This window comes from Micromonospora sp. R311, from assembly GCF_056780015.1.
Window position 1 is genome coordinate 55,940 of record NZ_JBSWCE010000023.1, and the last position, 22,119, is coordinate 78,058.

A 22,119-nucleotide genomic window follows, 5' to 3' on the forward strand; every position below is an offset into this window, starting at 1 on the left:
GGTAGCGCCCACTCCGGGCCGCGACCGGGACAGAAGGAGAGACAAGCGTGCGACGTCGATCGATAATCGGCACTTCTCTGGCCGTGGTCGCCGCCATGGGGCTGGCCGCCTGCGGCGGCGGCGAGGACGGCGGCAGCGGGTCGAACACCCTGCGCGTGACGCTGGTGAACCACGTCTGGACCGAGAACATCAAGAAGGCCCTGCCGGAGTTCGAGAAGCAGACCGGCCTCAAGGTCGAGGTGACCCAGCTCGGCGAGGACCAGCTCTCCGACCAGTACAACGTCAAGTTGAACGCCGGGTCCAGCGACCTGGACGTGATGATGTACCGGCCGCTGCAGGAGGGGAAGCTGTTCGCCAAGAACAAGTACCTCGCCGACCTGACCGACAAGGCCAAGTCGGACAGCGCGTTCGAGTTCAGCGACTTCCAGGCCGGCCCGGTGCAGGCCACCTCGTACGAGGACAAGGTGGTCGGCGTACCGATCATCACCGAGCAGGAGGTCCTCTACTACCGCAAGGACCTGCTGGAGAAGTCCGGCTTCACCGCCCCGCCGAAGACCCTCGACGAGCTCAAGGCGCAGGCGGCGAAGGTCGAGGCGGACAACCCGGGCGTCGCCGGCTTCGTGGCCCGGACCGGCAAGTCGGCCGCGGTCACCCAGTTCTCCAGCTTCCTGTACAGCTTCGGCGGTGACTTCGTCGACGCCAGCGGCAAGGCCTCGGTCAACACCGAGCAGGCCAAGCAGGCGTACGCCTACTACGGCGGCCTGCTGCGCGAGCACGGCCCGGAGAACATCAGCACCGACATGAGCTGGTCCGAGGCGATGGCGATCTTCACCCAGGGCAAGGCGGCCTTCTACACCGAGGCCAACTCGCTCTACAAGAACGCCACCGACCCGGCCAAGTCGAAGGTCTCCGACACCGTCGGCTTCGCCACCTTCCCGGCCGGCCCGGCCGGCTCGAAGCCGTACAACGTCCCGTCCTGGGCGCTCGGCGTGAACGACGCGTCGAAGAACAAGGACAACGCCTGGAAGTTCATCCAGTGGGCGGCCGGCAAGGAGCAGTCGCTGGCGCAGCAGAAGGCCGGCGTCCCCGGCGCCCGCGCCTCCGTCTGGGCCAACCCGGAGGGCACCGCGACCTACCCGAAGGACCTGGCCGAGGCCACCCAGGTCAGCACCGCCAACGGCATCGGCCACGACCGCCCGCTGGTCGTGAGGGTCGCCCAGGCGCGCGAGATCGTCGGCCAGCCGATCGTCGACGCGATCACCGGCAAGGACGCGGCCGCCTCGGCGGACGCGGCGAACGAGCAGTTCCAGAAGTTCCTCGACGACGAGGCGAAGTAAGCCGTCCGCGGGGTGGCGGAGCCGACCGGCCCCGCCACCCCGCGCCGGGACCCTGGCCCTGAGAACCCGGAGACATCGATGTCGACCGTCACCACCCCAGTCACCAGATCGTCCGAGGCCCGTCCGGCGTCCCCGGATTCGGCCTGGTCGCGGTGGGCCAACCAGCACCGCAAGTGGCTCTTCGCGGCACCCGCCATGGCGTTCGTCGCCGTGCTGATCATCTTCCCGGTGGCGTGGACCGGGTATCTCAGCCTCACCGACGCCGAGGGCTCGGTCCGCGCCGAGAGCGAGTTCATCGGGTTCCAGAACTACCTGGACGTGCTCTCCGACACCGACCGGTTCTGGCCGGCGGTGTGGCGCACCGTCCTCTTCACCGGCGTCGTGCTCCTCGTCGAGGTCGTCCTCGGCATGGCGATCGCCCTGCTGCTCTGGCGGCCGTTCCGCGGTGAGAAGTGGGTCCGGGTCGCGATCCTGCTGCCGCTGGTGGCCACCCCGGTCGCGGTCGGCATGATGTGGCGGCTGATCTTCGACCCCAACATCGGCATGGCCAACCAGGTGCTCAGCTGGGTCGGCATCGGCCCGCAGCCCTGGCTCTCCGGGCAGAACTCGGCCCTGCCGACGACGATGTTCATCGACATCTGGCAGTGGACGCCGATGGTCGTGCTGATCCTGCTGGCCGGGCTGACGTCGCTCTCCGACGAGCCCCAGGAGGCGGCGCTGATCGACGGCGCCAGCACCTGGCAGCGGTTCCGGCACGTCACCCTGCCGCTGCTGATGCCCACCGTGATCGTCGCGATCCTGCTGCGCGGCATCGACGCGCTGAAGACCTTCGACATCCTCTACGCCACCAAGGGCCGCGGCGGCGGGTCGTTCCACGAGGTGGAGACGCTCAACGTCTACGCCTACGGCCTGAGCTTCGACTACAACGACTACGGCGTCTCGTCGACGGTCCTGATCATCTTCTTCCTGATCATCATCGGGGTGATGTGGGCCCTGACCTACCGCAAGAAGGGGCTGGAACGATGAAGCCGAGCAGGCCGTTCAAGGTCTTCCGGGCGGTGGCCCTCGTCGTCGTGGTGGCCTCGCTGATCGCGCCGCTGCTCTGGATGATCGCCGCGTCGCTCAAGACCAACGTCGACATCTACGACGCCAGCAAGGCGTTCGCCTTCTCGCCCACCCTGGACAACTACAGCACCGTGCTGGAGCGGGCGAACTACGTCCAGTTCATCGGCAACAGCCTCTGGGTGGCGTTCGCGGCCACCGTGCTGTCGCTGATCCTCGGGGTGCCCGCCGCGTACTCGATGAGCCGGTTCAGCATGAAGAAGTCCGCGCTCGTCGTGCTCATGGCGCGGGTCATCCCCGGCGTCTCGCTGCTGGTGCCCTGGTACTACGTCTTCTCGAACCTGCAGATGGTCGGCGGCTACACCGTGCTGATCCTCAGCCACATGTTCGTCTCGCTGCCGTTGATCGTCTACATCATGATGGGCTACTTCGACGGCCTGCCGGGCGAGTTGGAGGAGGCGGCGCTCGTCGACGGGCTGACCCACATCGGCGCGTTCCGGCGGATCACCCTCCCGCTGTCGGTGCCCGGCATCGCCACCGCCGGCATCCTGTCGTTCATCTTCTCCTGGAACAACTTCATGTTCGCCCTGGTGCTCTCCGGCGCCGACACCAAGACGCTGCCGGTGGCGATCTTCGACTTCGTCGGCTACGCCAGCATCGACTGGGGCGGCCTGATGGCGGCGGCCACGGTGGTCACAGTGCCGATCATGGTGATCGCCCTGTTCGTGCAGAAGTACATCGTCTCCGGCCTCACCGCCGGCGCCACGAAGGGCTGACGCCATGACCACGATCGCCCGGGTGGAGACCTTCCTCGTCGCGCCCCGCTGGCTCTTCGTCCGGGTGGAGACCACCGACGGGACCGTCGGCTGGGGCGAGGCGACCTGCGAGGGCCGCTCCGAGACCGTCCGCACCGCCGTCGAGCAGCTCAGCGAGCTGCTGATCGGCAAGGACGCGCTGCGCATCGAGGACCACTGGCAGGTGATGACGAAGGGCTCGTTCTACCGGGGCGGGCCGATCCTGGCCAGCGCCGTCGCCGGGCTCGACCAGGCGCTGTGGGACATCGCCGGCAAGCACTTCGGCGCGCCCGTGCACCAGCTGCTCGGCGGCCCGGTCCGGGACCGGATCCGGGTCTACGGCTGGGTCGGCGGCGACGAGCCCGCCGAGGTCCGCGACCAGATCAGCGCCGCCGTCGAGACGGGCCTGACCGCGGTGAAGATGAACGCCTCGGGACGGATGAGCCCGGTCGCCTCGGTCGCCGAACTCGACGGTGTGGTCCGGCGGGTGGCCGCCGCCCGCGAGGTGCTCGGCGACGAGCGCGACGTGGCGGTCGACTTCCACGGCCGGTTCAGCCTCGCCACCGCCCGCCGGGTCGCCCCGCTGCTGGAACCCTTCCGGCCCTTCTTCCTCGAGGAGCCGGTGGTCCCGGAGAACTCGCACCTGATCGGCGAGTTCGTCCGGGCCACCACCACGCCGGTGTCGACCGGCGAGCGGCTCTACAACCGGCAGGAGTTCCTGCCGGTGCTGCAGGCCGGCATCGCTGTCGCCCAGCCGGACCTCTCGCACGCCGGCGGCATCACCGAGGTCCGCAAGATCGCCGCACTGGCCGAGGTGTACGACGCGCAGCTCGCCCCGCACTGCCCGCTCGGGCCGATCGCGCTGGCGGCCTGCCTGCAGGTCGGCTTCGCCACGCCGAACTACCTGATCCAGGAACAGAGCATCGGCATCCACTACAACCTCGGCGCCGAGGTGCTCGACTACTGCCTCGACAAGACCCCGCTGACCTTCGTCGACGGGTACGTGGAACGGCTCACGGCGCCCGGCCTGGGCATCGAGATCGACGAACACGCGGTGCGGACGGCGGACAAGCGCGGGCACGCCTGGCGCAGCCCCACCTGGCGGCACCGCGACGGCTCCTATGCGGAATGGTGATCACATGACTGTCAACCTCACCGCCGAACTCACCGCCGCCCGCATCCTCGCGGTCATCCGCGGCACCGACACCGCCGGCGCGATCGCCGCCGGCACCGCCCTGCTGCAGGAGGGCGTACGCATCGTCGAGGTGGCTCTCACCACGCCGGACGCGCTGCGGGCCGTGGAGGCGCTGCGCGCGGCCGCGCCCGCCGGGTCCCTGGTCGGCGCCGGCACGGTGCTCACCGCCGCCGACGTCGCCGACGTGGCCGCCGCCGGCGCGCAGTTCGTGGTCACGCCGGCCGTGGTCGAGTCGATCGCCGAGGCCGCCCGCCGCGGCATCCCGGTCGCGGCCGGGGCGTTCACCCCGACCGAGGCGTACACCGCGATGCGGATGGGCGCGTCGGCGGTCAAGCTCTTCCCGGTGTCGGTCGGCGGCGCGGCGTACCTGAAGGCGGTGCGCGACCCGTTCCCGGACATCCCGTTCGTCGCGGTCGGCGGCGTGGGCCTGGACGACGTGCCCGGCTACCTGAAGGCCGGCGCGATCGCGGTCGGCGTCGGCGGGCCGCTGGTCGGCGACGCCGCCTCCGGCGGCGACGTGGCCGCCCTGCGGGAGCGGGCCCGCACCTACCTCGCCGCGGTGAACGGGGCGGCGCGCTGATGACCGCGCCGGATCTGCTCACCTTCGGCGAGGCGATGGTGTCGCTGCGCTCGGCCGGCCCGCTCGCCGGCGGGGGGCCGCTGAGCATGCACCTGGCCGGCGCCGAGTCCAACGTGGCGGTGGGGGTGGCCCGGCTCGGGCACCGGGCCACCTGGGTCGGCCGGGTGAGCACCGACGAGTTCGGCGAGTACACGCTGCGGCAGTTGCGCGCCGAGGGCGTCGGGGTGGACGCCGTCGCCCGGGACGCCCGGTCGACCGGGCTGATGTTCCTGGAGCAGCGCAGCGCCGACCTGACCCGGGTGCAGTACTACCGCTCCGGGTCGGCCGGGTCCGCGCTGCGCGTCGACGACCTGCGGGCTCCGCTGGCCGCCGGCGCCCGGATGCTGCACCTGACCGGGATCACCCCGGCGCTGTCCGACACCGCCCGGGAGGCCACCCGGTGGGCGGCCGAGGCCGCCGCCGCGGCCGGGATCCCGGTCTGCCTCGACGTCAACTACCGCGCCCGGCTCTGGTCCCGGGAGCGGGCCCGCGAGGTGCTCACCCCGCTGGCCGGGTACGCCGACATCGTCATCGCCTCCGCCGACGAACTCGACCTCGTCGGTGACCCGGGGGCCGACGAGTCCACCGTCGTGGCGGAGCTGTTCCGGCGGGGTGTGCACACCGTCCTGGTCAAGCTGGGCGCGGACGGCGCCCGGGCGTACACACCGGACGGGGTCGAGGACGTCGGAATCCTGACCGTGACCGCCGTCGACCCCGTCGGCGCCGGGGACGCGTTCACCGCGGGTTACCTGTCCGGCTGGTTCGACGGGCTCGACCTGGCCGGACGGCTGCGCCGGGCGGCCACCCTCGGCGCCTTCGCGGTCTCCACCCGGGGCGACTGCGAGGGCCTGCCGCGCCGCGCCGAACTGTCCCTACTCGACGGCCACGAGACGGGCAGCGTCCTGCGCTAGCCGTCGCCGCACCACGAACCGAAGAAAGGCACCCCGTGAAGATCGTCGCAGCGGACGTGATCGTCTCGAGTCCGGACCGCAACTTCGTCACCCTGAAGATCACCACCGACGAGGGCATCACCGGCCTGGGTGACGGCACGCTCAACGGACGCGAGCTGGCCGTCGCCTCGTACCTGCGCGACCACGTCGCCGCGCTGTTGATCGGGCGGGACCCGCACCGCATCGAGGACACCTGGCAGTTCCTGTACCGCTCGGCGTACTGGCGGCGGGGGCCGGTCACCATGGCGGCCATCGCGGCGGTCGACGTGGCGCTGTGGGACATCAAGGCCAAGGCCGCCGGGATGCCGCTCTACCAGCTGCTCGGCGGCGCGTCCCGCACCGGCATCATGGCGTACGGCCACGCCTCCGGCCGCGACCTGCCGGAGCTGTTCGACTCGATCCGCCGGCACCTGGACGAGGGCTACCGCTCCATCCGGGTGCAGACCTCCGTGCCCGGTATCAACGCCGTCTACGGCGTGGCCGCCCAGCCCAGCGCCGACGGCAAGCGCTACGACTACGAGCCGGCGCAGCGCATCCCGCTGCCGGCCGAGGAGGACTGGGACACCCGGGCGTACCTGCGCCACCTGCCCGGCGTCTTCGAGGCGGTCCGCAACGAGTTCGGCCCGGAGCTGCCGCTGCTGCACGACGGCCACCACCGGATGACCCCCATCCAGGCGGCCAAGCTCGGCAAGGCGCTGGAGCCGTACGACCTGTTCTGGCTGGAGGACTGCACCCCGGCGGAGAACCAGGAGGCGCTGCGACTGGTCCGCCAGCACACCACCACGCCGCTGGCCATCGGCGAGGTCTTCAACACGGTGTGGGACTACCAGACCCTGATCCGTGAGCAGCTCATCGACTACGTCCGGTCCGCGGTGACCCACACCGGCGGCATCACCGCCATGCGCAAGCTGCTCGACTTCGCCGCGCAGTACCAGATCAAGTCCGGCATCCACGGACCCACCGACATCTCGCCGGTGGGCATGGCCGCCGCGCTGCACCTGGACCTGGCCATCCACAACTTCGGCATCCAGGAGTACATGCGGCACGGGTCGCTCACCAACGAGGTGTTCCGGCAGTCCTTCACCTTCACCGACGGGTACCTGCACCCGGGCGAGCAGCCCGGGCTCGGCGTGGAACTCGACGAGGCGGCCGCCGCGAAGTTCCCGTACGTGCCGGCCTACCTGCCGTTCAACCGGCTCAAGGACGGCACGGTCCATGACTGGTGAGCAGCGGCCGGCCCCGGCCGGCCCGACGCGGCACGTGGTGGTGATGGGGGTGTCCGGGGCCGGCAAGACGACAGTGGCCCGGGGCATCGCCGCCCGTACCGGACTGACCTTCGCCGAGGCGGACGAGTTCCACTCGCCGGCCAACGTGGCCCGGATGGCGGCCGGCGAGCCGCTGGACGACGCCGCCCGCCTGCCCTGGCTGCGTGACCTGGCCGGGTGGATGGCGGCCCGCGCCGCCGAGGGCGTCTCCACGGTGCTGGCCTGCTCGGCGCTCAGGCGCTCCTACCGCGACCTGCTCCGGCAGGGCGCTCCGGGCGTGGAGTTCGTGCACCTGGACGGGTCGGCCGAGGTGATCCGCGACCGGATGACCCGCCGGGCCGGGCACTACATGCCGGCGAGCCTGCTGGAGTCGCAGCTGGCCACCCTGGAGCAGCCCGACCCGGACGAGTCGGTCCTGGTGCTCGACGTGTCGCTGACGCCGGAGGAACTGGTCGAGGCGGCGGTCGGCAAGCTCGGGCTGCCCCGGGTGGCCGAGTGACCGGCCGGCGTCAGCCGGGCAGCGCGTCGAGGTAGACCCAGCGACCGTCCTCGCGGACGAAACGGCTGCGCTCGGTCAGCGTCCCGGGCCGCCCGCCCGCCCGGTAGTGGGCGCGGAACTCGACGGTCCCGGCCGTGTCGAAGAGCCCGCCACGGTCGGTGCCGACCACCTCGAGCCGGGTCCAGCGCTGCCCCGGGTCGAGGTCCAGCCGCGCGGGCCGGGTCGAGGAGTGCCAGCTGCCCAGCAGGTAAGCGGCGTCGCCGAGGGCGAACGCGGTGAACCGGGAGCGCATCAACGCCTCGGCGGTCGCCGCCGTCCCGCCCCGGTGCAGCGGGCCGCAGCAGTCGGCGTACGGCCGGCCGGTGCCGCACGGGCACGGCCCGGCCGGGCCGGGAGCCGGGCTCCGGCGGATGTGGCGTCGTGGCACGGGCCCATTCTGGCCCACCGCCGGGCCGTACCCCCGGTCGGTCCGGCGGCCCGCGGGTCGGCGGCGGTCAGCCGGTGGTCCGGCGGGCGCCGCGTCGGGTGCCGAAGGACTCCATCGTCGCCTTCCGCCCGGTCGTCTTCTTCGCCGGCGCGGTCGTCGTGGCGCGGGAACGGCTCGCCACCGCCTTCTTCGCGGGCGCCTTCTTGGCCGCCGCCTTGGTGCCGGGAGCCTTCGCCGCCGCCGTGGTGCCGGGCGCCTTCGCGGCCGTCGCCGACACCCGGGGCCGGCGGGTGGGGGCCGCGGTGGCCGAGGTGTCCTTCTTCCGCGCGACCCGAGCCGAGGTCGACGTGGGCTTCCCGCCCGGCGTCTTGGCCGTGCTCGCCCCGGTCGCCCGCTTCGTGGCCGCCGCGACCTTCTTCGCCGCCGCCTTCCGGGGCAGCGGGCCCCCGTGGGGCCCGCCGGTCGCTCTGCTGGTACCACCGGTGGATCTGGCCGCCATCGTCCCTCCTCGCGGATCCGCCCTGCCCGCCCTGTCCAGGGCGGGACCCGTGCTGACCGGCCGGCGCGGGCCGACGACCCGTCCGGCGCGCACGGTCTTCCCGGGGCCCCGGCCGCCAAACGCCCTCGGGCGTCCGGCCCACCGCGACGGTACGGGTGGGCCCTTCCACCGGCAGTGACCGGCGTCTACATTCCAGACACCCGGCGTGACGAGGCCGATACGCCGGTTTCCCCTTCGAGGAGGTGCGGCACACCGTGGTGTCACTCCGCAAGGCGCTCGCCGGCGTCACCGCCGGCGTGGTCGTCGGATCCATCGCCCTGGCCGGCCCCGTCCAGGCCGAGCCCACCAACAACTCCGTCCGGAAACTCACCAAGGCGGTCACGCTGCACGGCGTGGTGCGCCATCTCGACGCCTTCCAGGCCATCGCCGACGCCCACGGCGGCACCCGCGCCTCCGGCACCCCGGGCTACACGGCCAGCGCCGACTACGTGGCGGGGCTGCTGACCCGGGCCGGCTACCAGGTGACCCGACAGCCCTTCGACTTCGCCTACTACGAGGAGTACGGCTCGTCGTTCGCCCGGGTCGCGCCGAACCCGACGACGTACGTCTCCGGCACCGACTACGACCTGATGACGTACTCCGGCCCGGGCACGGTGGAGGGCCCGGTCGTCGCGGTGGACCTCAACCTGGCCGACGCGGCCGCGTCCACCTCCGGCTGCGAGGCCGCCGACTTCGCCGGCCTCCAACTGACCGGCAGGATCGCCCTGATCCAGCGCGGCGGCTGCGGGTTCGGGGTCAAGGCGAACAACGCCGCGGCGGCCGGCGCGGTCGGCGCGATCATGATGAACCAGGGCGACGGTACGCCGGAGGCCAACCCGGACCGGTTCGCGCTCTTCTCCGGCACGCTCAGCGCGCCGGTGCCGATCCCCGTCGTCTCGGTCTCGTACTTCCGGGGCGTGGAATTCGCCGGCACCGCCGGCCTGGTCGTCCGGATCACCGCGGACACCGAATCGGAGATGCGCCGCACCGAGAACGTCATCGCCCAGTCCCGGCACGGCCGCACCGACAACGTGGTGATGGCCGGGGCGCACCTGGACTCGGTGCCGGAGGGGCCGGGTGTCAACGACAACGGCACCGGCAGCGCCGCGATCCTCGAGGTGGCGTTGCGGATGGCGAAGGTGAGGCCGAACAACGCGGTGCGGTTCGCCTGGTGGGGCGCCGAGGAGCGGAACCTGCTCGGCTCGACCCACTACGTCAACACGCTCAGCCCCGCGCAGCGGGCCGACATCGCCCTCTACCTCAACTTCGACATGGTCGGTTCGCCGAACTACATGTTCGGCGTCTACGACGGCGACGACTCGGCCGGCGCGGGCGCCGGCCCGGGCCCGGCCGGCTCGGCGGAGATCGAGGACGTCTTCGAGGCGTTCTACGCCGCCCGCGGGCTGCCCACCGTGCCGGCGGACTTCACCGGCCGCTCCGACTACGGCCCGTTCATCGCCGCCGGGGTCGACATCCCGGCCGGTGGCCTCTTCACCGGGGCGGAGGGCCGCAAGACCGCGGCCGAGGCGGAGTTGTTCGGCGGGGTGGCCGGGGCCTCCTACGACCCCTGCTACCACCAGGCCTGCGACAGCCGCACCCCGGTGGCCGACGGCGCCGACGCCGCGCTGTACGCGACGCTCGACGCCGAGTACGACCTGCACGGCAACGTGAACACCTACGCGCTCGACGTGAACAGCGACGCGGTCGCCACCGCGGTGCTCACGTTCGCGTACGACACCTCGGCGGTCAACGGGGAGCCCCGCGCCCCGGGCCGGTCGCACGGTGCCGGGCGCGGCGCCGACGCGCACGGTGAGCCGACGGGGTGAGTCCGCGCCGGGCCGGGCCCGCCGCACGGCGGGCCCGGCCCGGCTGCCGGTCAGCACGATTGGACCAGGAAACGGGAGGTGGATCGGCTCTGTCATGGGGCCAATCCGGCCGGGATGGTGGGGGACAGCGATCGACCCGACCGGAAGGGCTGGAACACCCACCATGACGACCGCCGACATGTGGTTCGACCCGCGCTGCCCGTGGGCCTGGAACGCCTCCCGCTGGTTGCTGGAGGTGGAACGGGTCCGGGCGGTCACCGTGCGGTTCCACGTGATGAGCCTGTCCGTGCTCAACGAGGGGCGCGACGGGCTGGAGGAGTGGTACCGGGAGTGGCTCAAGCCGGGCATGGGCCCGGTGCGGGTGGCCGTCGCCGCCGAGCAGAAGTACGGCAACCAGGTGCTGCGCGACCTCTACACGGCGCTCGGCAACCGGATCCACCACGCGCGCGCCCCGATCGGTCCGGAGCTGTACCGGGCGGCGCTGGCCGAGGTGGGGCTGGCGGTCGAACTCGCCGACGCCGCGGAGTCCACCGACCACGACGAGGCGCTGCTGGCCAGCCACCACGCCGGCCTGGAGCCGGTCGGCGAGGACCTCGGCACCCCCACCATCCACGTCACCGCGGGCGGTCACCGGACCGCCTTCTTCGGCCCGGTCGTCGCCCCGGCGCCGCACGGCGAGGCGGCCGGCCGGCTCTGGGACGGGGTGCTCGCGGTCGCCGGCACCGACGGCTTCTTCGAGCTCAAGCGCGCCCGTACCCGCCCGCCGATCGAGCGCTGACGGCTGGCCGGTGCCCCGTTCCGCCCGCGGACAGGGATCGGGCGCCGGTCCGCGGGCCGGGGCGGCGGGAACCGGTCAGGGCAGCTCGACCGGCAGCGGCACCGGGCGCTTGGCGACCCGGCCGTCGCCGGAGGACCGGCCGCGCAGGTGGCGGGCCAGCCACGGCAACAGGTGCCGGCGGGTCCACGCCAGTTCGGCGCGGACCACCTCGTGGCGGCCCTGGCGCGGCGCGGCGGCCAGCGGCTGCGACCAGCTGTCGTCGGCGCCGGGCAGCCCGACCGTGTGCGCCAGCGCCGCGGCGATCCGCTCGTGCCCGGCGCTGTTGGCGTGCAGCCGGTCGTCGCTCCACAGCCGGGGATCCGAGGCGACCGGGTGCGCACCGAGGTCCACCAGGGTGGCCCCGGTCCGCGCGGTGGCCGCGCGCAGCGCCGCGTTGAGCGCGAGCATCCGGCCGCGCAGCGGGCGGGCCACCGGCATCACCGGCACCGGGTCGGGCAGCGTGAAGGTCAGCACGGTCGCGCCCTGCCCGACCAGGGCCCGCTGCATCGCCTCGACCTCCGCGGCCACCCGGTCGGCGTCGAAGGACGGGCGCAGCACGTCGTTCATGCCGGCCACCACGGTGGCCAGGTCCGGCGCGAGGTCGAGCGCGACGGGCAGCTGCTCGGCCCGGATCCGGGCCGCGGTGCGGCCCCGGACGGCCAGGTTCGCATATTCCAACCCGCCCTGTGCGCGGGCCACCGCCAAGGCGAACCGGTCGGCCCAGCCCCGGTAGCCCCCGCCGCCGTCGGGATCGTCCAGCCCCTCGGTGGTGCTGTCGCCGATCGCCACGTACCGCCGCCACATCACGGGGCCGAGGGTAGCGGCCGGGCCGCCGGGTCCACCGCCGCGGGGGACAGCGGACGCGGCGCCCCTCGTGATCGTCTGCTGTCAGGCAGGGGCAGGAGGCCCGTCGTCACCTGCTGGCCAGCAGACGATCATGATGGTTGCGGCGGTGACGGCTCAGAGCCAGCCGGAGCGGCGGAACAGGCGGTGCAGAGTGAACGCGACCGCCGCCATCAGACCGAGCGCGGCGAAGTATCCGTAACGCCAGCCCAGCTCCGGCATGTTGGCGAAGTTCATGCCGTAGATGCCGGCGATGCCGGTCTGGGTGGCGGCGATGGCCGCCCACGCGGCGATCTTGCGCATGTCGTTGTTCTGTTCCACCGTCAGCTGCGTCAGCCGGGACTGCACGATCGAGGTGAGCAGGTCGTCGTAGGCGCCGACCCGGTCCACGGCCCGGGCCAGCCGGCCGTCGACGTCGACGAACCACCGGTGCAGCCCGCGGGGCGGGCCGTCCGGCCGCTGGTCGAGCAGCGAGCGCAGCGGCGCCTGCAGCGGCAGCACCGCCCGCTTGAACTCCACCACCTCCCGCTTGAGCTGGTAGAGGTGCTGGATGTCGACGGACCGGTCCCGGGCGAAGACGGTCTCCTCGGCCCGTTCCAGGTCCCGCTCGACGTGCCCGGCCACCTCCAGGTAGAGGTCGACCATCCGCGAGCAGACCGCGTACGCCACCGCCCAGGGGCCCTCGGCCAGCACCGCCGGCCGGCCCTGGATCTCCTCCCGCACCGGGGTCAGCGCCCCGGAGGCGCCGTGCCGGACGGTGATGACGAACCGGTCACCGAGGAAGACCATCACGTCCCCGGTGTCGATCACCTCGGAGGTGTCGGTCAGCTCGTGGTGCTCGACGTAGCCGGCGGTGCGCAGCACCAGCAGGGTGACCTCGCCGTGCCGCTGCACCGTGGGGCGGTGGCCGTCGGCGAGCGCCTGCGCGACGGTCAACTCGTCGAGCCCGAACGTGCGGCCGACCGCCGCCATCACCGCCGCGCCCGGGTCGTGCAGGCCGAGCCAGACGAAGGCGTTGCGGCCGCGCCGGACCCGGTCGTACGCGTCGGCGTAGTGCGGCCGGCCCGGCTCGCGGCGCCCGTTGACGTAGACGGCGCAGTCCACCACCGCGTCCGGGTTGACCCGCCGGCGCGGCGCCGGGACGGCCTCGGCGGCCGGCCGGCCGAGCAACCGGGTCACCAGCCCCGGCAGCCGCATCCGGGTCCGTACGGGTCGCTCGTCCACGTCCACCTCCGCGTCGCCGGGGCACTGACCCGACACCGTACGCGGATCACGGACGCGGCCCTGTCCGGCCTCCGACGCCTCGCCCGGTCAGCCCGTGCGGGTGGCGAAGACGACGACGTTGTCGACGTAGTGGCCGCTGCGTTCGTCGAACCGGCCGCCGCAGGTGACCAGGCGCAGCCCGGCCGCCGGGTTCGGGCCGTAGACGAGGTCGGAGGGGAAGCCCTGCTTCGGGTACGCCGCGACGCCGTCCACGGTGAAGGTCGCCACGCTGGCGTCGGCCCGGGTGACCCGCACGGCGTCGCCCCGGCGCAGCCGGCCCAGGTCGAAGAAGACGGCCGGGCCGCTGGGGGAGTCCACGTGCCCGACGACCACCGCGTTGCCGTTCTCGCCCGGGCTGACGCCGAGGGAGTACCAGCCGGCCAGGGCGGGCCGGTCCAGCGGCGGGACCTCCAGCGCCCCGGCGGCGTCGGCGGCGACGGGCACCACCTCGGCCCGTACGCCGATGGCCGGCACCTCGACCCGGACGGGGTCGGCGCGGGGCAGCGGCGGCAGGCTCGGCGCGGGACGGACGGCGACCGGCGCGTCCGCGGCGTCCGGCTGCGGCGGTCGGGGCGGCGCGGCGGTCAGCCCGGCCGCGATCAGGCCGAGCCCCGCCGTGCCCACCAGCCCCACCGTCGCGGCGGTCGGCCCCGGCCTGCGCCACCACACGTCTGCACCTCCGTGCCCGGTCGGGTCGGGGTGCCCGCACCGGCGTCGGTGCGGGCACCCGTCCCTGGGATGGTGTGTCGGGTCGCCGGTCAGGCGACGGCGGCGGGATGGCGCCGGCGGCGGGCCAGGATCAGGGCGCCCCCGAGAGCGGTGCCGAGCAGGGTCGCGCCGGCGGCGAGCGAACCGGTTCCGTCCGTGTCACCGCCGCCACCGGCCGGGGCGCCGCCGATCGGCGTGACGGTGAAGGTGGCGCTGCCGGCCGCGGTTCCGTCGCCGCAGGTCGCGGTCACCGTGTAGGTGCCCAGGGTGAATCCGGCGGTGAAGAGTTCGGCGCTCAGGCCGCCGCCGGCCGCGGCCGTGGTGGACCGGACGTTGATGTCGCGGTTCGGGCCGGTGACGCGGAAGATCGCGTCGCCGGACCTCGGGTTGCAGGTCGTCGCGGTGAGCACGACCGTCCCGCCGACCGGGGTGGTGGCCGGTGACACGATGGTGTCGGCCAGCGCGGCGCCCGGGAGCAGCAGCGTGCCGAGACCTACGCCCACCGCCGCCGATACGAGAACTGTCTTTGCCTTCATGCGCGTCTTCCCTCACATTTCGTCCGCTGACTGCGTGGGACGTCGTTCGGGTGGCCAACTCCGTGACTAGCACCGGTGTGCCCAACACTAGGAGGGTTGGGGCCTCGATCCGGTGAAAATGAGAAATCTTCGTTGCCGTCACGTGTCCCCCCCCACGGCGGCGGAAGCCGCAGGTCAGGCCCGGCACGCGCGACCGCGACGCCCGCGAGGAAAGCCGTGTTGCACCCCGTTCGGGGCGTACGCCCGGCGTCGGCTCAGCCGGGACGGCCCTGGCCGGGGCGGACCAGCCCGGTCTCGTAGCAGAGCACCACGGCCTGCACCCGGTCGCGGAGCCCCAGCTTCGCCAGGATCCGCTTGACGTGGGTCTTCACCGTCGACTCCTCGATCACCAGCACGGTGGCGATCTCGGCGTTCGACAGGCCGCGGGCCACCAGCTCCAGCACGTCCCGCTCCCGCGGGGTCAGCTCACCCAGCCGGCGGCGCAGCGCCGGGTCGACCGGCGCCTCGTGGTCGACCATCCGGCTGATCACCGTACGGGTCACGGCGGGGGAGAGCAGGGCCTCACCGGCGGCCACGGTGTGGATGCCGGCGATGAGCTGTTCCGGCCGGGTGCGTTTGAGCACGAAGCCGGACGCCCCGGCGCGCAGCGCGCCGAAGACGTAGTCGTCGTCCTCGAAGGTGGTCAGCACGAGCACCCGGGCCCGACCACCGGCCGCCACGATCTCCCGGGTCGCGCGCACCCCGTCCATCCGGGGCATCCGCACGTCCATCAGCACCACGTCCGGTTCGAGCGCCCGGCTCCGCTCGACCGCCTGCCGGCCGTCGGCGGCCTCGCCGACCACCTCGATGCCGTCGTCGACCGACAACACCGCCCGCAGGCCGGCGCGCATCAGGTCGTCGTCGTCGACCAGCAGCAGCCGCAGCGGGGTCACCGGCCCGACCCGTCGTACGGCAGGCGGGCCCGCAGCCGGAACACGCCCCGCTCCGTGACCGTCTCCAGCGTCCCGCCCAGCAGGGTGGCCCGCTCCCGCATGCCCACGATGCCGTGCCGCCGCCCCCGGACGGCGGCATCGGCCGGCGCCGCCGGGGCGGGATTGCTCACCGCGATCTCCACCGCGTCCGCCCGGAAGTCCACGGCGACCCGCGCGGTGCCGGATCCGTGCCGGGCGGCGTTGGTCAGCGACTCCTGCAGGATCCGGTAGGCGGCCCAGGAGACGCTGCGCGGCAGCGGCCGGTCCGGGCCGTGCAGGTGGGCGTCGATGCGCAGCCCGTCCACCCGGTGCCGGTCCACCAGCTCCGCCAACGCACCGGGATCGGCCGGCACGGCCTCGGCCGTGTCGTCGTCGCGCAGCGCCCGCACCAGCCGCTCCATCTCGACGATGGTGCTCCGGGCCACCTCCTCCACGGTGGCGATGGCGCGCAGCGACCGCTGCGGGTCCCGGGCGTGCGTCAACCGGGCCGCGCCGGCCTGCACCAGGATCACGTTGACCGCGTGGCCGGCGGAGTCGTGCAGCTCCCGCGCGATCCGGGTGCGCTCCTCGGCCACCGCCAGCCGGCGCTCGCGTTCGACCTCCCGGGCGGCGCGGGAGGCCTGCTCCTCCAGTTCGGCGATCCGCTCCCGCCGTACCCGGGACAACTCACCGGCCAGCCAGGCGCCCGCGAACGTCAACGCCCAGGCGCCGATGCCGGACACCACGCCGTGGCCCCGCAGGCCGGCCGCGGCGTACCCGCTGGCGGCCACCGGGACGAACGCCCCGACCGCGACGCGGGCCGCCCAGCGCCGGCCGGCCCGCCGGTCGCCGCCGTACGCCGCGGCCAGCGTGTACACCGCGACGACGCAGCTGAACGGGAAGTCCAGCGGGTAGTGCAGGACCAGCAGGGCGGCGGTGCCGACGGCGGTGCCGAGGTAGGCCAGCAGCGGCGCCCGGCGGCGGGCCAGCAGCGGCAGGCACGCCGCGGTGACCAGCGCGACGCCGGTGGCGTCCAGGGTGGTCGCGTCCGGTGACGGCGTGCCGAAGCCGTCGAGGACCAGGACGAGCAGGGACACGGCGAGCACGGACACCGTCACGCCGGCGTCCACGGCCTGGTCACGACGGGTCACGACCCCGAGGTTAGCCGGGCTGTCCCGGCCGCCGGATCCCCCGCCGGGAGCATCCGTCTCCCTCCCCGGGGGTACGCGGAGATCACCACGCGGGGCGTCGTCGCGTGCCGCCCGGCGCTCCTAGCGTCGGCGGCACCCGTCACCGCAGGAGGTCGTCACCGCGATGGTCCAGCCGAGTCCGGCGCAGAGCGCGCCCCCGACCACCCCGAGCGCGAGCCGATTCGAGCGACTGGCCGGCTGGGCGCACCGGCACCGCTGGTGGGCGGTGCTCGCCTGGCTGGTGACCCTGATCGCGGTCACGGTCGGCGCGCAACTCGTCGGCGCCAACTACCGCAACGACGTCTCGCTGCCCGGCACCGAGTCGCAGCGGGCCCTGGACACGCTGCGCGAGCGGGCGCCGGTGGCGGCGAACGCCGGCGTGCAGATCGTGCTGGCCGACCCGGCGGGGCTGGAGCGACCGGCGACCCGGGCCCGGGTCGGGGACCTGCTCGACCGGGTGCGCGCTCTGCCCTCGGTCGCCGAGGCCCGTGACCCGTACGCCGATCCCGGTGCGCTCTCCGCCGACCGGACGGTCGGCTACGCCACCGTCACCCTCACCGGGCAGGCCGGGGACGTGCCGGCCGCGGACGTCCGGCGACTCGTCGACACCGCGCGCGCCGGCGCCGGCGCCGGGCTGCGCGTGGAGGTCGGCGGCGACGCGGTGGTCGGTGTGGAGGAGGGCGGCGGCGGGCCGGCGGAGGGCATCGGCCTGCTCGCCGCGCTGGTCATCCTCGTCGTCCTCTTCGGGTCGGTGCTCGCCGCCAGCCTGCCGGTCATCATCGCCGTCTTCGCCGTCGGCACCGCGATGGGGCTGGTCCTGCTCGCCTCCCACGTCGCGACCGTCGCCGACTACACCACCCCGCTGATGGCCCTGGTCGGGCTCGGTGTCGGCATCGACTACGCGCTGCTGCTCTTCTCCCGCTACCGCGCGGAACTGCTCGCCGGCGCGCGCCCCGAGCAGGCCGGGCGCCGGGCGGTGGACACCGCCGGCCGGACCGTCCTGTTCGCCGGCACGACGGTGATCCTGGCCCTGCTCGGCCTGGTGGTGCTCGGCCTGGGCTCGTTGCAGGGCGTGGCGGTCGCCGTGGCGGTGACGGTGGCGGCCACCATGGCCGCGGCGCTGGTGCTGCTGCCCGCGCTGCTCGGCATCATGGGACCGCGGATCGAGCGGACGGTGCGCCGGCGCGCCGCCCGGGGCCGCGGCGAGGCGTCCCGCTGGACGGCCTGGTCCGCCCTGGTGCAGCGGCACCCCTGGGTGTCCACCGTGGTCGCGGTCGGTGCCCTGCTGGCCCTGGCCGTGCCGGTGCTGGACCTGCGGCTGGGCATCGCCGACCCGGGCAACGGCGCGCCGTCGCGCACCAGCCGGCAGGCGTACGACCTGCTGGCCGAGGGGTTCGGACCCGGCTTCAACGGACCGCTGGTCGTGGTGGTCGACGCCAGCGCCGCACCGGGCCGGGACGCGCGGGCCGTGGCCGAGGCGGCCCGCCCGACGCTGGCCGCCACGGCCGGCGTCGCCACCGTCGTCCCGCCCGCGCCGACCCCGGACGGCCGGGTCGCTACCATGATCGTCATCCCCGACGCCAAGCCGCAGGACGCCCGCACCGAGCAACTGGTCGACCGGCTGCGCCGCGAGGTGCTGCCCGGGCTGGGCGGTCCGGGGGTGAGCTTCCTGGTCGGCGGCACCACCGCCGCGACCGTGGACTTCTCGACCGCGGTGGCGGACCGGCTGCCGCTCTTCGTCCTGGTGGTCGTCGGACTGTCCACGCTGCTGCTGGTGCTGGTGTTCCGCTCGCTGCTGATCCCGCTCAAGGCCGCGCTGCTCAACCTGCTCAGCGTCGCCGCGTCCCTCGGCGCGATCACCCTGGTCTTCCAACACGGCGTCCTCGCCGGGGCGCTCGGCGTCCAGCCCGGCCCGATCGAGGCGTTCGTGCCGGTGCTGATCTTCGCGATCGCGTTCGGGCTGTCCATGGACTACGAGATCTTCCTGCTCGCCCGGATGCACGAGCACTGGGAGCAGCACCACGACGCCCCGGCCGCCGTGCGGCACGGGATGGCGACCACCGGTCGGATCATCACCGCGGCCGCGGCGATCATGGTGGTGGTGTTCGGCTCGTTCCTGTTCGATCCCGGCCGGATGCTCAAGCAGTTCGGCCTCGGGCTGGCCGTGGCGGTGCTGGTCGACGCGCTGGTCATCCGCTGCCTGATCGTGCCGGCCGTGATGCAGCTGTTCGGCCGGCGGGCCTGGTGGCTGCCCGCCTGGCTGGCCCGGCGGCTGCCCCGGCTCGCCCTCGAACACCGCTGAGTCGCCGCCGGGAGGCGGTGCGTCCGGCACCACCTCCCGCGGCCGGCGTCGACGCGGCGGGGGCCGCGCCGGAGCCGGCGGCGGCTCAGCTGCCGGGCGCGGCGGGTTCCGGAGCCGGCTCGGGCAGCGGCTCGCCGGTCTCCAGCAGGGTCTTCAGGCTGGCCAGCAGCTCGGGCCAGCCGCCACTGCCGTCGAGCTGCCCGCTGATCGCCCGGTGCATCTCGCTGTCCGGGGAGAAGTCGTCGTGCACCACGGTCAACCGGACGGCCTCGCCGTGCGGGGTGATCTCGAAGGTCACCTTGGAGCGCCGCTCGCCGAGGCGGGCGGCGAGCTCCTCGTCGGACCAGCCGAAGTGCGCGGCGTGCTCCGGCTGGAAGCCGTGCCAGCTGTAGCTGAGCAGGCGGTACGGCTCGGCGGCCAGCACCCGCTGGCCGAGGTCCCGGAACTCGCCGCCCGGGGCGTCCTGCCACAGCACGGGGGAGCCCACCTGCCAGTCGGACCGCAGCGCCACGCCGCCCCAGTAGCGGCGGGTGAACGCCGGCTCGGTCAACGCGGCCCAGAGCCGCTGCGGCGTGGTGCTGATGTAGGTCGTGTAGACGAACGTCGGACTCTGCATGGACTCCCGCTCCAATGCTGTCTGCAGGTCGGCGAGGGCGTGGACCCGCTGCCGGTCGTACCGGTTGATCCACCGGTCGGCGATGGCGTTGATCGGCGCCGGGTTGAGGTAGTGCAGCTTCTCCCGGCCGCGGCGCACGGTGGTCACCAGGTTGGCCGCTTCCAGGACCGCCAGGTGCTTGCTGACCGACTGCCGGGTCATCGCGAGCCCGGCGCACAGTTCGCGCAGGCTCTGCCCGTTGCGCAGGTTGAGGTCGTCGAGCAGCCGGCGGCGGCTGGCATCGGCCAGCGCCCGGAACACCTCGTCCACCTCGTCACCCCGCATATGCACCCGTTTGGTTGCCTGTCACTATAGGCAGCCGAACGGCTGCATGTCCACCCGGTCGGCCAGCCGGCCGAATACCGTTCGGTCGCCAGTACGCCGGCCGGCTAGGGTCGCCCGGTGACGGAGATCAGAACCCGGCGGCTGCTGCTGCGCGACTGGCGGGAGACCGACCTCGCGCCCTGGGCCGCGATGAACGCCGACCCCGAGGTCCGCGAGCACCTCGGCCCGCTGCTCACCCCGGAGCAGGCCACCGCCTCGGCCCGCCGGTTCCAGGCCGACCTGGAGCGCGACGGCTACGGCTTCTGGGCGGTCGAGGTCCGCGACACCGGCGAGTTCGTCGGCTTCGCCGGGCTCGACCAGGTCGACCCGGGGCTGCCGTTCACCGGGGTCGAGGCGGGCTGGCGGCTCGCCCGCGCCGCCTGGGGGCACGGCTACGCCACCGAGGCGGCCCGCGCCGTGCTGGCGTACGGCTTCGACACCGTCGGGCTGCCCGAGATCCTCGCCGTCACCACGGCCACCAACCTGCGCTCGCAGGCGGTGATGCGGCGGCTCGGCATGACCACCGACCCGGCCGACGACTTCGACGACCCGGAGGTCCCCGCCGGCCCGCTGCGCCGCAACGTGCTCTACCGCAAGCGCGCCGACCGCTGAGCGGGGCGCGGCCGGCGTTACGCCCAGCGGAAAAGCGAGGGTCGGCGGTAACGCCCCCTGGTAGGTTGGCGCGCCGTGACCAGGCAGGCGGGGGGGCGGACCCGCCCCGTTGAACAGGAACGGCGCCTCGACGCCCGCCCGCGCGGCGAGCGCGCCTGTCACGGCGACCAACGAACGGGCCCGGGGAGCGGTGTGACACCGTGACCGGGTGAACACCTCCGCGCCGGTCGACGTCGACCTCGCCCTCGTCGGCGGCGGCGGCGCCGCGTCCCTGGTGCTCGCCGCGCTCGACCGGCACGGGGTGCCCGACCTGCGGGTCGCCGTGGTCGACCCGGTGCACCGGCGCGGCCAGGACCGCACCTGGGCGTTCTGGGACCGCCCGGGCAACGACCTCGACCCGGTGCTGAGCGCGAGCTGGCGGCAGGTCGAGGTGGTCACCGCGCAGCGCCGGCGGGTGCTCGACCTCGCCCCGCTGCGGTACGCCATGCTCCGCTCCGGCCCGGTCTACGACCGGGCGGCCGAGGCCGAGCGGCGCCTCGGCGCGACCCGGATCGTGGCCGCCGCCGACGGTCTCGACGACGACGGCGAGCGGGTGGTCGTCCGGGCCGGCGGTGCTCCCGTCGTGCGGGCGTCGTGGGTGCTGGACTCCCGGCCCCGCCCGCCGCGCCGGCCCGGGCGCACCAACTGGCTCCAGCACTTCCGGGGCTGGTGGCTGGCGTCGGACACCCCGGTGTTCGACGCCGGGCGGGCGGTCCTGATGGACTTCCGCACCCCGCAGCCGGCCCGGGGTGTCTCGTTCGGCTACGTGCTGCCGGTGAGCGACCGTTACGCCCTTGTGGAGTACACCGAGTTCTCGCCCGCGCCGCTCACCGACGCCGGCTACGACGCGGCGCTGGCCGGCTACCGCGACCTGCTCGGCCTCGACCCGGCCCGGCTGACCGTGCGGGAGGTGGAGAGCGGGGTGATCCCGATGACCGACGGGCCGTTCGACGCCCGCCCGTCGCCCCGGGTGGTCCGGCTCGGCACGGCCGGCGGGGCGACCCGTCCCTCCACCGGCTTCACCTTCTCGGCCATGCGCCGGCAGGCCGACCAGGTCGCCCGCGCCCTGGCCGCCGGGCGGCCGCCGGTGCCGGCGCCGGCGTACCCCCGACGACACCTGTGGATGGACGCGGTCGCGCTGCGCGCGCTGGACCGGGGCGGGGTGAGGGGGCCGGAGTTCTTCGACCGGCTCTTCGACCGCAACCCCGCCGAGCGGGTGCTGCGTTTCCTCGACGGCGCCACCGGCCCGGCCGAGGAGTTGGCGGTGATGCGCTCCACCCGGCTGTCGCCGATGGTGGCCGCCACCGCGGGCGACGCCGCCCACCGGCTCCGCGACCGGCTCACTCCTGGCCGGTGACCGGCACGGGT

At 74.0% G+C, this 22,119-nt stretch carries 21 protein-coding genes and 2 pseudogenes; 15 read left to right on the top strand and 8 right to left on the bottom strand.

Features of this window, described 5'->3' with window-relative positions; translation table 11 throughout:
- The first annotated feature begins 47 nt into the window (after nt 1-47).
- The 8 genes from AC1WTP_RS20250 to AC1WTP_RS20285 all read left to right on the top strand — a co-directional run bounded on the left by AC1WTP_RS20250 (nt 48) and on the right by AC1WTP_RS20285 (nt 7,721).
- Nucleotides 48-1,337, top strand: coding sequence for an ABC transporter substrate-binding protein (locus AC1WTP_RS20250; RefSeq protein WP_481650827.1), 1,290 nt, complete (start codon nt 48-50; stop codon nt 1,335-1,337).
- A gap of 78 nt (nt 1,338-1,415) precedes the next feature.
- A complete protein-coding gene (locus AC1WTP_RS20255; RefSeq protein WP_481650828.1) occupies nt 1,416-2,363 on the top strand; it encodes a carbohydrate ABC transporter permease in 948 nt (315 codons plus the stop codon).
- Complete coding sequence (locus tag AC1WTP_RS20260; protein WP_481650829.1) at nt 2,360-3,175, top strand: carbohydrate ABC transporter permease; 816 nt, start codon at nt 2,360-2,362, stop codon at nt 3,173-3,175. The genes AC1WTP_RS20255 and AC1WTP_RS20260 overlap by 4 nt, the downstream gene beginning before the upstream one ends.
- Before the next feature lie 4 nt (nt 3,176-3,179).
- Nucleotides 3,180-4,328: a galactonate dehydratase gene (dgoD, locus tag AC1WTP_RS20265; RefSeq protein WP_481650830.1), complete on the top strand. Its 1,149-nt coding sequence runs from the start codon at nt 3,180-3,182 to the stop codon at nt 4,326-4,328.
- Nucleotides 4,329-4,332: 4 nt separating this feature from the next.
- On the top strand, nt 4,333-4,968 hold the full coding sequence (locus AC1WTP_RS20270) for a bifunctional 4-hydroxy-2-oxoglutarate aldolase/2-dehydro-3-deoxy-phosphogluconate aldolase (protein WP_481650831.1): 636 nt from the start codon (nt 4,333-4,335) through the stop codon (nt 4,966-4,968).
- Nucleotides 4,968-5,918, top strand: coding sequence for a sugar kinase (locus tag AC1WTP_RS20275; RefSeq protein ID WP_481650832.1), 951 nt, complete (start codon nt 4,968-4,970; stop codon nt 5,916-5,918). Before AC1WTP_RS20270 ends, AC1WTP_RS20275 begins: the two co-directional genes overlap by 1 nt.
- On the top strand, nt 5,846-7,183 hold the full coding sequence (gene manD, locus AC1WTP_RS20280) for a D-mannonate dehydratase ManD (RefSeq protein WP_481650901.1): 1,338 nt from the start codon (nt 5,846-5,848) through the stop codon (nt 7,181-7,183). The genes AC1WTP_RS20275 and manD overlap by 73 nt, the downstream gene beginning before the upstream one ends.
- A complete protein-coding gene (locus AC1WTP_RS20285) occupies nt 7,173-7,721 on the top strand; it encodes a gluconokinase (RefSeq protein ID WP_481650833.1) in 549 nt (182 codons plus the stop codon). Before manD ends, AC1WTP_RS20285 begins: the two co-directional genes overlap by 11 nt.
- A 10-nt stretch (nt 7,722-7,731) precedes the next feature.
- Here AC1WTP_RS20285 and AC1WTP_RS20290 read toward each other — a convergent pair whose 3' ends face one another.
- Nucleotides 7,732-8,148 carry a YchJ family protein gene (locus tag AC1WTP_RS20290; RefSeq protein WP_481650834.1) on the bottom strand — a complete coding sequence of 139 codons (417 nt, stop codon included), beginning with the start codon at nt 8,146-8,148 and terminating at the stop codon, nt 7,732-7,734.
- Nucleotides 8,149-8,246: 98 nt separating this feature from the next.
- Between AC1WTP_RS20290 and AC1WTP_RS20295 the strand changes: the two genes are divergently transcribed.
- The 4 genes and pseudogenes from AC1WTP_RS20295 (at nt 8,247) to AC1WTP_RS20310 (ending at nt 11,290) form a co-directional block, all read left to right on the top strand.
- Complete coding sequence (locus AC1WTP_RS20295; protein WP_481650835.1) at nt 8,247-8,825, top strand: hypothetical protein; 579 nt, start codon at nt 8,247-8,249, stop codon at nt 8,823-8,825.
- Nucleotides 8,826-9,276: 451 nt separating this feature from the next.
- Nucleotides 9,277-9,588, top strand: a pseudogene (locus AC1WTP_RS20300) (PA domain-containing protein); the annotation flags it as partial.
- Nucleotides 9,589-9,678: 90 nt separating this feature from the next.
- Nucleotides 9,679-10,416, top strand: a pseudogene (locus tag AC1WTP_RS20305) (M28 family peptidase); the annotation flags it as partial.
- A 259-nt stretch (nt 10,417-10,675) separates the two neighbouring features.
- Nucleotides 10,676-11,290 (top strand): DsbA family protein, encoded by a 615-nt coding sequence (locus AC1WTP_RS20310; protein ID WP_481650836.1) that lies wholly within the window; start codon nt 10,676-10,678, stop codon nt 11,288-11,290.
- Between the two features lie 75 nt (nt 11,291-11,365).
- Here the strand turns inward: AC1WTP_RS20310 and AC1WTP_RS20315 are convergent, their stop codons facing one another.
- The 6 genes from AC1WTP_RS20315 to AC1WTP_RS20340 all read right to left on the bottom strand — a co-directional run bounded on the left by AC1WTP_RS20315 (nt 11,366) and on the right by AC1WTP_RS20340 (nt 16,780).
- Entirely contained in the window at nt 11,366-12,133 is a 768-nt protein-coding gene (locus AC1WTP_RS20315) for an SGNH/GDSL hydrolase family protein (RefSeq protein ID WP_481650902.1), read from the bottom strand.
- A gap of 156 nt (nt 12,134-12,289) precedes the next feature.
- The gene (locus tag AC1WTP_RS20320) at nt 12,290-13,396 is read right to left on the bottom strand and encodes a magnesium and cobalt transport protein CorA (protein WP_481650837.1); all 1,107 of its coding nucleotides are present in this window, start codon (nt 13,394-13,396) and stop codon (nt 12,290-12,292) included.
- Between the two features lie 87 nt (nt 13,397-13,483).
- Nucleotides 13,484-14,104 carry a class F sortase gene (locus tag AC1WTP_RS20325; RefSeq protein ID WP_481650838.1) on the bottom strand — a complete coding sequence of 207 codons (621 nt, stop codon included), beginning with the start codon at nt 14,102-14,104 and terminating at the stop codon, nt 13,484-13,486.
- A gap of 89 nt (nt 14,105-14,193) precedes the next feature.
- Complete coding sequence (locus tag AC1WTP_RS20330) at nt 14,194-14,679, bottom strand: hypothetical protein (RefSeq protein ID WP_481650839.1); 486 nt, start codon at nt 14,677-14,679, stop codon at nt 14,194-14,196.
- A 254-nt stretch (nt 14,680-14,933) separates the two neighbouring features.
- Nucleotides 14,934-15,569, bottom strand: a complete 636-nt coding sequence (locus AC1WTP_RS20335) for a response regulator (RefSeq protein WP_481650903.1) — start codon at nt 15,567-15,569, stop codon at nt 14,934-14,936.
- Nucleotides 15,570-15,607: 38 nt separating this feature from the next.
- The gene (locus AC1WTP_RS20340) at nt 15,608-16,780 is read right to left on the bottom strand and encodes a sensor histidine kinase (RefSeq protein ID WP_481650840.1); all 1,173 of its coding nucleotides are present in this window, start codon (nt 16,778-16,780) and stop codon (nt 15,608-15,610) included.
- A 163-nt stretch (nt 16,781-16,943) separates the two neighbouring features.
- On the opposite strand from AC1WTP_RS20340, the gene AC1WTP_RS20345 reads away from it, so the two are divergent.
- Nucleotides 16,944-19,121 (top strand): MMPL family transporter, encoded by a 2,178-nt coding sequence (locus AC1WTP_RS20345; protein WP_481650841.1) that lies wholly within the window; start codon nt 16,944-16,946, stop codon nt 19,119-19,121.
- An 85-nt stretch (nt 19,122-19,206) separates the two neighbouring features.
- On the opposite strand, the gene AC1WTP_RS20350 is transcribed toward AC1WTP_RS20345, so the two are convergent.
- Nucleotides 19,207-20,046: an ArsR/SmtB family transcription factor gene (locus AC1WTP_RS20350; RefSeq protein ID WP_481650842.1), complete on the bottom strand. Its 840-nt coding sequence runs from the start codon at nt 20,044-20,046 to the stop codon at nt 19,207-19,209.
- A 132-nt stretch (nt 20,047-20,178) separates the two neighbouring features.
- Here AC1WTP_RS20350 and AC1WTP_RS20355 point away from each other — a divergent pair, with 132 nt between their 5' ends.
- Nucleotides 20,179-20,712, top strand: a complete 534-nt coding sequence (locus AC1WTP_RS20355) for a GNAT family N-acetyltransferase (RefSeq protein ID WP_481650843.1) — start codon at nt 20,179-20,181, stop codon at nt 20,710-20,712.
- Between the two features lie 208 nt (nt 20,713-20,920).
- Entirely contained in the window at nt 20,921-22,108 is a 1,188-nt protein-coding gene (locus tag AC1WTP_RS20360; RefSeq protein ID WP_481650844.1) for a lycopene cyclase family protein, read from the top strand.
- The last annotated feature ends 11 nt before the right edge of the window (nt 22,109-22,119 follow it).

Bases quoted from the DNA above. Each gene is read 5' to 3' on its own strand.
- AC1WTP_RS20255 (WP_481650828.1), top strand. From the start codon at position 1,416: ATGTCGACCGTCACCACCCCAGTCACCAGATCGTCCGAGGCCCGTCCG.
- AC1WTP_RS20260 (WP_481650829.1), top strand. From the start codon at position 2,360: ATGAAGCCGAGCAGGCCGTTCAAGGTCTTCCGGGCGGTGGCCCTCGTC.
- dgoD (WP_481650830.1), top strand. From the start codon at position 3,180: ATGACCACGATCGCCCGGGTGGAGACCTTCCTCGTCGCGCCCCGCTGG.
- AC1WTP_RS20270 (WP_481650831.1), top strand. From the start codon at position 4,333: ATGACTGTCAACCTCACCGCCGAACTCACCGCCGCCCGCATCCTCGCG.
- AC1WTP_RS20275 (WP_481650832.1), top strand. From the start codon at position 4,968: ATGACCGCGCCGGATCTGCTCACCTTCGGCGAGGCGATGGTGTCGCTG.
- AC1WTP_RS20285 (WP_481650833.1), top strand. From the start codon at position 7,173: ATGACTGGTGAGCAGCGGCCGGCCCCGGCCGGCCCGACGCGGCACGTG.
- AC1WTP_RS20310 (WP_481650836.1), top strand. From the start codon at position 10,676: ATGACGACCGCCGACATGTGGTTCGACCCGCGCTGCCCGTGGGCCTGG.
- AC1WTP_RS20315 (WP_481650902.1), bottom strand. From the start codon at position 12,133: ATGTGGCGGCGGTACGTGGCGATCGGCGACAGCACCACCGAGGGGCTG.
- AC1WTP_RS20330 (WP_481650839.1), bottom strand. From the start codon at position 14,679: ATGAAGGCAAAGACAGTTCTCGTATCGGCGGCGGTGGGCGTAGGTCTC.
- AC1WTP_RS20335 (WP_481650903.1), bottom strand. From the start codon at position 15,569: ATGCGCGCCGGCCTGCGGGCGGTGTTGTCGGTCGACGACGGCATCGAG.
- AC1WTP_RS20345 (WP_481650841.1), top strand. From the start codon at position 16,944: ATGGTCCAGCCGAGTCCGGCGCAGAGCGCGCCCCCGACCACCCCGAGC.